The sequence below is a fragment of the Stenotrophomonas sp. YJH_SMC_91 genome, assembly GCF_059368495.1.
On the sequence record NZ_JCAFRT010000006.1, the window covers coordinates 146,155 to 159,266 of the forward strand.

At 66.3% G+C, this 13,112-nt stretch carries 9 protein-coding genes; 7 read left to right on the forward strand and 2 right to left on the reverse strand.

The features are described 5' to 3' along the window. Positions 1 to 8: 8 nt before the first annotated feature. A complete protein-coding gene (locus AC5P5X_RS10310) occupies positions 9 to 2,807 on the forward strand; it encodes a bifunctional diguanylate cyclase/phosphodiesterase (protein WP_258391090.1) in 2,799 nt (932 codons plus the stop codon). A gap of 19 nt (positions 2,808 to 2,826) precedes the next feature. Here AC5P5X_RS10310 and AC5P5X_RS10315 read toward each other — a convergent pair whose 3' ends face one another. Both AC5P5X_RS10315 and AC5P5X_RS10320 read right to left on the reverse strand, forming a co-directional pair. Next, positions 2,827 to 3,420 carry an LOG family protein gene (locus AC5P5X_RS10315; RefSeq protein ID WP_005409253.1) on the reverse strand — a complete coding sequence of 198 codons (594 nt, stop codon included), beginning with the start codon at positions 3,418 to 3,420 and terminating at the stop codon, positions 2,827 to 2,829. A gap of 183 nt (positions 3,421 to 3,603) precedes the next feature. Continuing rightward, the gene (locus AC5P5X_RS10320) at positions 3,604 to 5,100 is read right to left on the reverse strand and encodes an aminotransferase class III-fold pyridoxal phosphate-dependent enzyme (RefSeq protein ID WP_012479926.1); all 1,497 of its coding nucleotides are present in this window, start codon (positions 5,098 to 5,100) and stop codon (positions 3,604 to 3,606) included. 211 nt (positions 5,101 to 5,311) lie between these two features. On the opposite strand from AC5P5X_RS10320, the gene queA reads away from it, so the two are divergent. The 6 genes from queA (at position 5,312) to fabV (ending at position 13,046) form a co-directional block, all read left to right on the forward strand. Further along, positions 5,312 to 6,379: a tRNA preQ1(34) S-adenosylmethionine ribosyltransferase-isomerase QueA gene (gene queA / locus AC5P5X_RS10325; protein WP_012479927.1), complete on the forward strand. Its 1,068-nt coding sequence runs from the start codon at positions 5,312 to 5,314 to the stop codon at positions 6,377 to 6,379. 177 nt (positions 6,380 to 6,556) lie between these two features. Further along, a complete protein-coding gene (gene tgt / locus AC5P5X_RS10330; RefSeq protein ID WP_012479928.1) occupies positions 6,557 to 7,687 on the forward strand; it encodes a tRNA guanosine(34) transglycosylase Tgt in 1,131 nt (376 codons plus the stop codon). 133 nt (positions 7,688 to 7,820) lie between these two features. Further along, positions 7,821 to 8,165 carry a preprotein translocase subunit YajC gene (gene yajC / locus AC5P5X_RS10335; protein WP_005409257.1) on the forward strand — a complete coding sequence of 115 codons (345 nt, stop codon included), beginning with the start codon at positions 7,821 to 7,823 and terminating at the stop codon, positions 8,163 to 8,165. Between the two features lie 61 nt (positions 8,166 to 8,226). Beyond that, entirely contained in the window at positions 8,227 to 10,083 is a 1,857-nt protein-coding gene (gene secD, locus AC5P5X_RS10340) for a protein translocase subunit SecD (protein WP_043035689.1), read from the forward strand. A 16-nt stretch (positions 10,084 to 10,099) separates the two neighbouring features. Beyond that, entirely contained in the window at positions 10,100 to 11,080 is a 981-nt protein-coding gene (gene secF / locus AC5P5X_RS10345) for a protein translocase subunit SecF (RefSeq protein ID WP_005413022.1), read from the forward strand. Between the two features lie 706 nt (positions 11,081 to 11,786). Then, positions 11,787 to 13,046, forward strand: a complete 1,260-nt coding sequence (gene fabV, locus AC5P5X_RS10350; protein ID WP_012479931.1) for an enoyl-ACP reductase FabV — start codon at positions 11,787 to 11,789, stop codon at positions 13,044 to 13,046. The last annotated feature ends 66 nt before the right edge of the window (positions 13,047 to 13,112 follow it).

Consider the following 13,112-nt stretch of genomic DNA (forward strand, 5'->3'; position numbering starts at 1 on the left):
ACGAGGCCGTGTTGAGCACGGCGCTGGTGCGCGCGTTGCATGCGCTTTTGCCGGAAACGGCCGTGGTCCGCGTTGGCTGGGACGACCCGCAGCTGGGGAGTGGCCGAGGGGGCTGGCCCTTGCATGCGATTGACAGCGCTGCGTCCGTGGAGCCCGCCACCGGCGATGGCCAGCACGGCTGGGAGTATGACGGTGCGCGGCTGCTGCTGTCGGTTGCGGGCGCGGTGCCTTCACCCGCGTGGTGGGGGCTGGCCCGGCAGGCGATGGAGCTGGCGCTGCAGCGCGGCCGCCAGGCCGGCCAGATCAAGGCACTGGAAGAGGCCGAACGGCTGCAGCAGGCCCTGTTCCAGATTGCAGATCTGGCCGGTGCCGACCTGGAAATGCCCGAGATGCTGCGCCACGTGCATGGTGTGCTGGGCACGCTGATGTATGCCGAGAACTGCTACATCGTGGAATACGACGATGTGCGCGACCAGATACGCTTCCTGTACTTCGCCGATCAGGTCGATGACTTCGTCGCCGATCCCACGCAGAGCCATGACGCCAGCGAGATGCCGCGCAGCCTGACCGTGGCGCTGTTGCGCCATGGCAAGCCGCTCAGTGGTCCCTCGCGCAGACTGCTGGCGCAGGTGATGGAACAGGAGCACGACCCGCAGCGTGGGCCCGAAAGCCTGGACTGGCTGGGCGTGCCGATGCTGCGCGACGGCCGCGTCTGCGGCGCCATCGTGGTTCAGAGCTATGAACAGGCGGCCCGCTATGGCGAGGCCGAGCGCGCATTGCTGGGCTTCGTTGCGCAGCACGTACAGACCGCGATGGACCGGCGCCAGGCGCAGGTGCGGCTGGAGCAGCAGGTGGCGCGGCGCACCCAGGAACTGCAGCGCGCCAACCGCAGCCTGCAGGATGAGGTGGCCGAGCGTCGCCGTGCCGAACAGTTGCAGACCGCGCTGTACAACATCGCCGAGATGGCGATGTCAGCCGACAGCCTGGACCAGTTCTATGGTCAGGTGCATGGGGTGGTCGGGCGCCTGCTCGACGCACGCAATTTCTACATCGCCCTGGTCAACCCGGCCGGCAACGGCCTGGACTTCGTGTATTCGGTGGACGAGCACAATGCCAGCCGCGCGCCACGGCCGTTCAGCCGGGGCCTGACCGAATACGTGGTGCGCAACCGGCGCCCGCTGCTGGCGTCACGCGCGCAGATCGATGCGCTGCTGGCCAGTGGTGAAGTGCGCGAGTCCGGCGCGCGCTCGCATTGCTGGCTGGGCGTGCCGTTGCTGCGCGACGATGAGGTGGTGGGGGCGATCGTGGTGCAGAGCTACAGCGAGAACAGCACGTTCAGCGTGCACGATCAGCGGCTGCTGACCTTCGTTGCGCAGAACATCGGAACCGGGCTTGCGCGCCAGCGCGACCAGCAGCGGCTGCGTTCGGCACATGCCGAGCTGGAAAAGCGCGTTGAGGAACGCACCCGCGAACTGGCCGAGGTCAACGAAAAGCTGCTTGGGCAGATCGGTGAGCGCCTGCGTGCCGAGCAGCGCCTGACCCACCAGGCCATGCACGATGCGCTGACAGGCCTGCCCAACCGCCTGCACCTGCTGGATCGCCTGCAGGATTCACTGGCGCTGGCCAAGCGCGAGGGCGGACCGGTGTTCGCCGTGCTGTTCCTCGATCTGGACCGCTTCAAGCTGGTCAACGACAGCATCGGCCATGCCGCCGGCGACCGCATGCTGGTGGAAGTGGCCAAGCGCATCGTGTCGATGGCAGGTGCCGAAGATGTGGTGGCCCGGCTTGGCGGTGATGAGTTCGCTGTGCTGCTGCAGTGCCCGCAGGGCCTGGCGCAGGCACTGGATTTCGGCCAGCGGCTGCTGCTGGCGTTGCAGGAATCGATGTGGATCGCCGGGCGCGAACTGTTTCCGTCCGGCAGCCTGGGCATTGCCCTGTGGAATCCGCGCTACCGCACCGGAGAAGAGCTGCTGCGCGATGCGGATGCGGCCATGTACCGGGCCAAGGCGCAGGGCCATGACCGCTGTGCGATCTTCGACGAGGACATGCGCGAAGAAGCCATGCGCAGCCTGGACCTGGAAGCCGACCTGCGCCGTGCGATCAACAACCGCGATTTCGTGCCGTTCTACCAGCCGATCGTGCGCTTGTCCGACGGCGAAGTGGTCGGTCACGAGGCGCTGCTGCGCTGGCAGCATGAGCGCCGTGGCCTGCTGCTGCCCGGCGCGTTCCTGGAGCTGGGTGAAGAGAGCGGCCTGATCGAACAGGTGGACTGGCTGATCTACGAGCAGGTCATCGCGGGGCTGGCACGGGGAGGCGAAGGCTACGTCTCGGTGAACGTATCGCCCCGGCATTTCCGCTCGGCAGAGTTCAGTGATCGCCTGTTCGGCCTGCTCGACAGCTGTGGTGCCGATCCGCGCCGGCTGCGCCTGGAAATCACCGAGGTGGCGTTGCTGGACGACGGCCCGCACACGCTGCGTATCCTGCAGGGCCTGCGCGAGCGCGGCATCCAGGTGCAGCTGGACGATTTCGGTACCGGGTTCTCCGCGCTGTCCTACCTGCACCGTTTCCCGATCAGCACGCTGAAGATCGACCAGAGCTTCATCGCCGGCCTGCACGGTCCGGAAGTGCAGAGTACGCGGGCGCTGGTGGAAGGCGTGCTGTCGCTGGCGCGCACGCTGGGCATTGAGACCATTGGCGAAGGCATCGAGACCGACGCGCAGCGGCAGACCCTGCGTGAACTGGGCTGCGACTACGGCCAGGGCTACCTGCTGGGGCGGCCCGCGCCGTGGGCGCACGCGGCGGCCTGAGCCACCGCGTGCAGCTGCATCATCGCAGGGCGGCGCGGCGCTTCTCGTCGATCCACTTCGAGGCCTGGGCCGGCTGGTAGTTCTTCATCCACTCCAGCATCTCTTCGATGTCCGAGCCGTACCACAGGTCCTGGCGCTGGTCCGGATGCAGGAAGCGTTCTTCCACCATGCGATCGATCATGCCGATCAGCGGGGCGTAGAAGCCGTCCACATCGAGGAATGCGCATGGCTTGTTGCCGATGCCCAGCTGGCGCCAGGTCAGCATCTCGAAGATCTCTTCCATGGTGCCGAAGCCGCCGGGCAGGGCGACGAAACCGTCGGCAAGATCGAACATGCGCGACTTGCGCTCATGCATCGAACCGACGATCTCCAGTTCGGTCAGGCCACGGTGCGCCACTTCCCAGTCGGCCAGCTGGCGCGGGATCACGCCGGTCACCTCGCCGCCAGCGGCGAGCACGGCATTGGCCACGGTTCCCATCAGGCCGACGTTGCCGCCGCCATACACCAGGCGCAGGCCGTCGCGGGCGATGCGGTCACCCAGGGCAATGGCGCGTTCGGTGTAGGCCGGCTTGCTGCCAGCGTTGGAACCACAGTACACACAGATCGATTTCATGGATCTTCCTGTCTCTTGGCCGGAAACGAAAACGCCCCGTCGCCAACCGCAGGGCGGTCGGGGACGGGGTGTCCTTGGATTATGAGCCCTTCTGTAGAGCCGAGCCATGCTCGGCTGATCTTCGTTCAGATCGCGGCAAAGGCCGAGTCGAGCACGGCTCGACTCTACAAACGCCAAGCAGGCTTACGCGGCAGCGGCCTGCTCGCGGCGCGGGCCTTCACGCAGGGCGCGGCCGACCATGCCCACCAGCAGGTCCAGCTCCTCGCTGTCCATGCCGAAGTGCGGGGTGAAGCGCAGCGAGTTCTCGCCGCCGTGGATCACGTTGATGCCGTGCTGGCGCAGCCATTCCTCGGTCGAGTTGGCACCGTAGCACTTGAACTGCGGGGCCAGCTCGCAGGAGAACAGCAGACCGGTGCCCTGCACCTTGGTGATCAGCCCGCCCAGCTCGTTCTTCAGCTGTTCCAGCTTGCGCACGGCCTCGGCACCGCGTTCGGCGATGTTGGCGCGCACCTGCGGGGTCAGCTGGGCCAGGGTGGCGCAGGCCACGTCCAGCGCACGCGGGTTGCTGGTCATGGTATTGCCATAGATGCCCTTGCGGTACAGCTGCGCGGCATGCTCGGTCACCGCCAGCACCGACAGCGGGTACTGCGCGGCGTTGAGGGCCTTGGAATAGGTCTCCATGTCCGGCGGGTCGAGGCCTTCGAAGCCCGGGTAATCGACCACCGACAGCACGCCATGCGCGCGCAGGCCGGCCTGGATCGAGTCGAGCAGCAGCAGGCTGCCGTGGGCACGGGTCAGTTCGCGGGCAACGGCATAGAACGACGGCGGCACCGAACGCCCCGGATCGCCTTCGCCCATCACCGGTTCCAGGAACACCGCCTCGATGAACCACTGGTTGCGTGCGGCGTCCTCGAACACCTTGCGCAGGCCGGCTTCGTCGTACGGCGCCACGGTGATCACCGAGTCCTCACCGCGGTAGCTGGCCAGGTGCTGCATGTAGCTCTTGCGGCTGGAATCGGAATACAGGGCAGGGCGATCGGTACGGCCATGGAAGCTGCCCTTGACCACCACGCGCTTGATCGCAGCGCCAGCGTGGCGCGCACCCGGGTCGGTCTGCAGCTTGGCGTTGACGTCGGCGATGCGCGCGGCCAGGCCAACCGCTTCGGAACCGGAATTCAGGCACATGAAACGGGCGAACGGGCAGCCGCCACGGCGGTGGCCGATCTCGGCGCGCAGGGCGGTGATGAAACGCTGCTGCGACAGGCTGGGGGTCATGATGTTGGCCATCACCTGCGGGCGGGCCATCGCCTCCAACACGGCGTCAGGGGCGTGCCCGAAGCCGAGCATGCCGTAGCCGCCGGCGTCGTACAGCACGGCGCCCTTCAGGGTGACCACCCATGGGCCGCGCGCAGCCAGTGCCACGTACGGGGTCACCGCGTCATCGGCGTAGAAATTGACGAAACCGTCCTGCATCGCGTCGATCTGCGCCTGTTCGTCCTGCGCCAGCAGCGGCCCCAGGTCGGCCTGCACGCGCGCGAACTCCTCGGCAGCGGCGTCCACCGCAGCGATCAGCTGCGGGTGGTTGGCGGACAGGGCGGTCAGGGTGGCATCGTCCAGCCCGGTGGTGAGACGGGTGCCGGGCTGGCTGCGCAGGGGGGCGAGGCGTTCGATGAAGCTCATTGCAGATCTCCTGAAACAATGGGTCGCACGGGTCTTCAAAAGCAAAACGCGCGTCATCACGCGCGCTTGGGGGCAGGCTCGTGCAGCGGACTTCCGGCTCGATGCTAGCACTTGTTTTTTTGCGCGATAACCCCGCAGAAACCTGCTGCATAGCAGCATTTTCCGCGACGTTCGCCGCGAAGCACGCCGGCTCGCAGACGCTGGACGTACAATGCGCGCCATTGTCGACCTGTTGCCGCCCACTGCCTTGAAGAAGTCCGATTTCCATTACGACCTGCCGGCTGAACTGATCGCGCAGGCCCCGCTGGCCGAACGTTCCGCAAGCCGCCTGCTGCTGGTACCGCCGGCGCCCGATGCCTTCACCGACCTGCAGGTGCGCGACCTGCCGTCGCTGCTGCAGCCGGGCGACCTGCTGGTGTTCAACGACACCCGGGTGATCCCGGCGCGCCTGTTCGGGCAGAAGGCCAGCGGTGGCCGCGTGGAGATACTGATCGAGCGCCTGCTGGGCGGCCAGCAGGCACGTGCCCAGGTGGGCGCCAGCAAGTCACCGAAGGCCGGCAGCCGCATCGCGCTGGATGCCGGCGGTGAAGCAGAGGTGCTGGGCCGCGATGGCGAGTTCTACGTACTGCAGTTCCATGTGCCGGAATCGCTGGAACAGTGGCTGCTGCACGCCGGCCGCCTGCCGCTGCCGCCGTACATCCAGCGCGAGCCGGGCGTGGACGACCGCGAGCGCTATCAGACTGTGTTCGCGCGCGAAGTGGGGGCGGTGGCGGCGCCGACCGCCGGCCTGCATTTCGACGAACCGCTGCTGGCCGCACTGAAGGACAAGGGCGTGGAGTTCGGGCACGTCACCCTGCACGTGGGTGCAGGCACCTTCCAGCCGGTGCGTGCCGATGACCTGAAGGACCACGTGATGCACCGCGAGTGGCTGAACGTGGGTGCCGAGCTGGTGCAGCAGGTGCGGCGCACGCGCGCCGCCGGCGGCCGCGTGATCGGCGTCGGCACCACCGTGGTGCGCGCGCTGGAAAGCGCGATGCGCGACGGCGAGCTGCTGCCGTTTGCCGGTGAAACGCAGATCTTCATCACCCCGGGTTACCGCATCCGCAGCGTCGACGCGATGGTGACCAACTTCCACCTGCCGGAAAGCACGCTGCTGATGATGATCTCCGCGTTCGCCGGCAAGGAGCGCGTGTTCGAGGCCTACCGGCACGCGATCGAGCAGCGCTACCGCTTCTTCAGCTACGGCGACGCGATGCTGCTGTTCCCGCAGGCGGGGTAGGGCGCTGACCTCTGCCTGCTTGTGGTGGGTGCGCACCGTTGGTGCGCACTTGCAGGTGCCTGGAGACCAGGAAAGCCACGCATGGCGTGGCTCTACTGCCGTGCCGTTCAGGCCTGAATGGGCGGTCGAGCCGGTTTTGGGAGACAATGAGCAACTATTTGCCCGAATGACCGCTCCATGTCCCGACTGCAGTTCCAGCTCCAGACCCGCGACGGCCGTGCCCGCCGTGGCCGCCTGACCTTCCCGCGTGGCACGGTGGAAACGCCGGCCTTCATGCCGGTGGGGACCTATGGCTCGGTCAAGGGCATCCTGCCGGACGATGTGCGCGCGCTGGGCGCCGAGATCATCCTCGGCAACACCTTCCACCTGTACCTGCGCCCGGGTTTGGACATCATCGCCGACCACGGCGGCCTGCACGGCTTCTGCCGCTGGGACGGCCCGATCCTGACCGACTCCGGTGGCTTCCAGGTGTTCTCGCTGGCCCACCGCCGCAAGATCACCGAGCAGGGCGTGACCTTTGCCTCGCCCACCGACGGCGCCCGTGTGTTCCTGGGCCCGGAAGAGAGCATGAAGATCCAGAAGGTGCTCGATTCGGACGTGGTGATGATCTTCGACGAGTGCACCCCGTACCCGGCCACCGAGGATGTGGCGCGTCGGTCGATGGAGCTGAGCCTGCGCTGGGCCCAGCGCAGCCGCAACGCGCATGACGAGCTGGGCAATGACGCGGCCCTTTTCGGCATCGTCCAGGGCGGCGTGCACACCGACCTGCGCAGCCGCTCGGCCGAGGCCCTGCAGGCGATCGGCTTTGACGGCTATGCCGTCGGCGGCCTGGCCGTGGGCGAGCCGGAGCACGAGCGCAACGCCATGCTCGACCACCTGGACCCGGAGCTGCCAAGCGACCGTCCGCGCTACCTGATGGGTGTGGGCCGGCCGGAGGACCTCGTCGAGGGTGTCGCACGTGGCGTGGACATGTTCGACTGCGTGATGCCCACCCGTAACGCCCGCAACGGCCACTATTTCACCTCGTTCGGCACCGTTCGCATCCGAAATTCCCAGTACGCGCGGGACATGGACCCGATCGAGCCGGGCTGCGGCTGCGTGGCCTGCACCGGCGGTTACACGCGTTCCTACCTGCGCCACCTGGACCGCTGCAACGAGATGCTGGCGCCGATGCTCGGTACCCTGCACAACCTGTTCTATTACGAAAAGCTGATGGCCGACATCCGCGCGGCCATCGAGGCGGGAACCTTCCTGGCCTTCCGCGAGTCCTTCTACGCGGCACGCGGGGCGGTGGCCCCGCCCCTGTAACCCGAACGCCCCTGCCAAACGGCCCAAGGACGAACGCCCGGGGCCGTGGCATACTTCAAGGCTGACCCAGATCCGCGGTCGACACCTCGTGCCCGTGAAAGGGCCGAAGCGCCGCCCAACCAAAGGACCAACGATGAACCTGCTTGCTTTCCTGATTCCCGCCGCCCACGCCCAGGCCGCCGGCGGCCAACCGCAGGGCATGGGCCTGACCACGCTGCTGTTCCCGGTCATCCTGATCGCCATCATGTACTTCCTGATGATCCGCCCGCAGATGAAGCGGCAGAAGGAGCACAAGGCCATGCTGGAGAAGATCAAGCGTGGCGATGAAGTGCTGACCAACGGCGGCATCGCCGGCATCGTCACCGACATCGGCGACAACTTCATCACCATTGAAGTGGCTGACAACGTGCGCATCCGCGTGCAGAAGGGCGCTGTCGGCAACGTGCTGCCGGCCGGTACCCTGAAGTCGGCCCAGTAAGCCACTCCCTTTCCGATGCACAACCGCGGCGCCGGGGATGGCGCCGCGCGGGACCCAAGCAATGCTCGAATTTCCACGCTGGAAGTACGTCGTCATCCTGATCGTACTGGCGCTCAGCGCGCTGTACGCGCTGCCCAACATCTACCAGAAGGACCCGGCCCTCCAGATCACCGCCAACCGTGGCGGGCAGATCGACGATGCGCTGCGCGACCGTGTGCTGGCCGACCTGAAGACGGCCGGAGTCACCCCCGTCGGTGTCGAGAAGGAAGGGGAAAGCCTGATTGTCCGCCTGCCGGACCTGAAGGCGCAGTCCGCTGCCAGCGACGCCCTGCGCGACACCGTCGGCGAAAAGTACACCGTGGCCCTGAACCTGGCCTCGACCGTGCCGGACTGGCTGGCCAACCTCGGCGGTCGCCCGATGGTGCTGGGCCTGGACCTGCAGGGTGGTGTGCACTTCGTGCTGCAGGTCGACCAGAAGGCCGCCCTCGACAAGCGCCTGGACGCCTACACCGAAGACGTGCGCAGCACCCTGCGTGACGCGCGCATCGCGTACCAGTCGGTGGAGCGTCGCGCGGACAACAGCATCGTGGCCAACCTGAGCCCGTCCGCCGGTGATGACGCCGCACAGCGTGCCCGTGCGGCGCTGGTGAAGGCGCAGCCGACGCTCGGCTACGACGTCAGCGGCAACCGAATCACGGTGACCGTGCCGGAGACCGAGATCGCGCAGATCGCCAATGGCGCCATCGAGCAGAACATCAACACCCTGCGCAACCGCGTGAACCAGCTCGGCGTGGCCGAGCCGATCATCCAGCGCCAGGGTGCCGACCGCGTGGTCGTGCAGCTGCCCGGCGTGCAGGACACTGCCGAAGCCAAGCGCATGATCGGCGCCACCGCCACCCTGGAATACCGCGCGGTGGTCGAGGGCAATGCCCAGGACGCCATCGACTCCGGCCGCATTCCGCCGGAAGCGAAGGTCTATCAGCGTCGTGACGGCGGCGGTCCGATCCTGCTGAACAAGCGCGTGATCGTCACCGGCGACCAGATGGTCGGCGCGCAGGCGGTGACCGACTCCACCAGCGGTGCCCCGGCGGTCAGCGTGACGCTGAACAACGTCGGCGGCCAGCGCATGTTCGACTTCACCAGCGCCAACGTGAACAAGCCGATGGCGGTGGTGTATACCGAACGCGTGCCGACCGTGACCCTGGTTGACGGCCAGGAAGTGCGTGGCTTCAAGGTCAACGAGGAAGTGATCTCGGTGGCCAACATCAACGGCGTGTTCGGCAAGAACTTCCAGACCACCGGCCTGCAGAAGAAGGAAGCCGACGACCTGGCCAAGCTGCTGAAGTCCGGCTCGCTGGCCGCGCCGATGGACTTCGTCGAAGAGCGTGTGGTCGGCCCGAGCCTCGGCGCCGAGAACGTCAAGAACGGCATGCGCGCAGTGGTGTTCGCGTTCCTGTTCACCCTGGTGTTCTTCAGCGTCTACTACCGCATGTTCGGTGTGATCACCTCGATCGCGATGCTGTTCAACCTGCTGATCGTGGTGGCGGTGATGTCGCTGTTTGGCGCGACCATGACCCTGCCGGGCTTCGCCGGCCTGGCGTTGTCGGTCGGCCTGTCGGTGGACGCCAACGTGCTGATCAACGAGCGTATCCGTGAAGAGCTGCGTGCCGGCGTGCCGGGCAAGACCGCGATCGTGACCGGTTACGAGCGTGCCTCGGGCACCATCCTCGACGCCAACCTGACCGGCCTGATCGTCGGTGTGGCGCTGTTCGCATTCGGTACCGGTCCGCTGAAGGGCTTCGCACTGACCATGATCATCGGTATTTTCGCCTCCATGTTCACCGCGATCACCGTGTCGCGTGCGCTGGCGACGCTGATCTACGGCCGTCGCAAGAAGCTCCAGAACGTGGCCATCTGACGGGACGACACGCACAATGAAACTGTTTCCGCTGCACATCCTCCCGAACGACACCAAGATCGACTTCATGCGCTGGCGCCATGTCGCCATGGCAGTCACCATCGTGGTGTTCCTGGCCTCGGTCGCCATCATCGGCATCAAGGGCTTCAACTACGCGCTGGACTTCACCGGCGGCACCCTGATCGAAGCCCGCTTCGACAAGCCGGTGGACGTCGAGCAGGTCCGCAACAAGCTCGAGCAGAGTGGCTTCGAAGGCGCCCAGGTCCAGAGCGTCGGTGGCAACACCGACCTGCTGATCCGCCTGGCCCCGCACGGTGAGCATGCGCCGGGTACCGGTGACGCCGCCGCCGAGGACAAGGCCACCGCTGCCGCCGTGGTGAAGGCGCTGTCTTCTGCCGACAACCAGGCCACCGTGCTGCGCAACGAGTTCGTCGGCCCGCAGATCGGCAAGGATCTGGCGATGAATGGCCTGTACGCCACCATCTTCATGCTGGCCGGCTTCCTGATCTACATCGCAGTGCGCTTCGAGTGGAAGTTCGCGGTCACCGCCAGCATCGTGGCGATGTTCGACCTGATCGTGACGGTCGCTTACGTGTCCCTGCTGGGTCGTGAGTTCGACCTGACCGTGCTGGCCGGCCTGCTGTCGGTGATGGGCTTTGCGATCAACGACATCATCGTGGTCTTCGACCGCGTCCGCGAGAACTTCCGCAGCCTGCGCGTGGACTCGATGGAAGTGCTGAACCGTTCGATCAACCAGACGCTGTCGCGTACGGTGATCACCGCGGTGATGTTCTTCCTGTCGGCGCTGGCCCTGTACCTGTACGGCGGCAGCTCGATGGAAGGCCTGGCCGAGACGCACATGATCGGTGCGGTGATTGTGGTGCTGTCCTCGATCCTGGTGGCGGTGCCGATGCTGACGATCGGTTTCCTGCGTGTCAGCAAGCAGGACCTGCTGCCGAAGGCGAAGGACGTCGAGGCCCTGGCCCGTCGCCCGTAAGCGTTCGCGCTGCACGCAATGCACAGAGAACCCCGCGCAAGCGGGGTTTTTTGTTGGCAGGGCTTGCAGCCCTGCACCTGCAGAGGCAACAGCAACAGCAACAGCAACAGCGGGCATTCCGTGGATTGGTGGGGCGGTGTCGGAGTGCGGGGGCGCCGCAAGTACGTCCCTGTAGGCTTGGCAGCCGCATCCATGCGGCTGACACCCCGCACTCCGACACCGCCCCACCTTTGACAGATTCCTGCGGCTGTCGGTAGGTGTCGACCTTGGTCGACACATTTGTCAGATATCGAAACAATTCTGGGGTCAGATCCGTTTTCCTTCGGAAAACGGATCTGACCCCAAGAGCTGTTCCGACAGATCGCGGAAGACTGTCGAAGGCGGGGTGGGTCCGGTTGCGGGGGTGTCCGCGGCATGGATGCCGCGGCCAAGCCCCCAAGGATGGGTTTACGGCGTCCCCCGCAACCGGACCCACCCCGCCAATCCTCAGGAACCCAGCTTCTGACGTTGCTGTTGAGGTTGCCGGCCAGCGGCCGGCACTACCGCAGGTGCAGGGTGCAACCCTGCAAAAGAAACACCACCCTACGCCAGCGTCGGTTGTGCATTCGGCCCCCGCGCACTACGATCCTGCGGTTCGCGCGCGCAGGCGCGCACCCGTATTCCTGCTGAGCGCCCCGTGCGCCGCATCTGCCAACCCGAGGTATCCATGGTCATCAAACCGCGCGTCCGCGGCTTCATCTGCGTCACCACCCACCCGACCGGCTGCGAGGCCGCGGTCAAGCAGCAGATCGACTACATCCGCGCGCGTCCGCCGATCCAGAACGGCCCCAAGCGCGTGCTGGTGATCGGCGCCTCCACCGGCTACGGTCTGGCTGCGCGCATCACCGCTGCCTTCGGCAGCGGCGCCGCGACCCTGGGCATCTTCTTCGAGCGCCCGGGTACCGAATCCAAGCCGGGCACCGCGGGCTGGTACAACTCGGCTGCGTTCCACAAGTACGCCGACGAAGCCGGCCTGTACGCCAAGAGCATCAACGGCGATGCCTTCTCCGATGAAGTGAAGGCGAAGACCATCGAAATGATCAAGGCCGATCTCGGCCAGGTCGATCAGGTCGTCTACAGCCTGGCGGCGCCGCGTCGCAAGCACCCCAAGACCGGTGAAGTCATCAGCTCCACGCTGAAGCCGATCGGCGAGCCGATCACCCTGCGCGGCCTGGATACCGACAAGGAAGTAATCACGGAAACCACCCTGCAGCCGGCTACCCCGGAAGAGATCGCTGGCACCGTCGCGGTGATGGGTGGCGAAGACTGGCAGATGTGGATCGACGCGCTGGCCGACGCCGGCGTGCTGGCCAACGGCTGCACCACCACGGCCTTCACCTACGTGGGCGAAGAGATCACCCAGGCGATTTACTGGAACGGCTCGATCGGCGCCGCCAAGAAGGACCTGGACACCAAGGTGCTGGGCCTGCGCGAGAAGCTGGCGAAAATCGGCGGCGACGCTCGCGTGTCGGTGCTGAAGGCCGTGGTCACCCAGGCCAGCTCGGCCATTCCGACCATGCCGCTCTACCTGTCGCTGCTGTTCAAGGTGATGAAGGAAAAGGGCACCCACGAAGGCTGCATCGAGCAGCTGGACGTGCTGTACGACATCCTCTACGGCGGCAAGGCCGACGGCGTGGCGATCGATCGCCTGCGCCACGATCTGGTCGATGGCGATGGCCATACCGTCGCGCTGGTCGACGAGGAAGGCCGCCTGCGTGCCGACTACAAGGAAATGGCGGCAGACGTGCAGGGCAAGGTGGTCGCGCTGTGGCCGCAGGTCACCAATGAGAACCTGTACGAGATCAGCGACCTGGCCGGCTACAAGGCCGACTTCCTGCGCCTGTTCGGTTTTGGCGTGGAGGGTGTCGACTACGAGGCCGACGTCAATCCGGACGTGAAGATCGATAATCTGGTCGACATGACCTGACCAATGAAAAGGCCGGCGAAAGCCGGCCTTCTCTTTTGGTGGGGCCGGCCGCTGGCCGGCAACCCT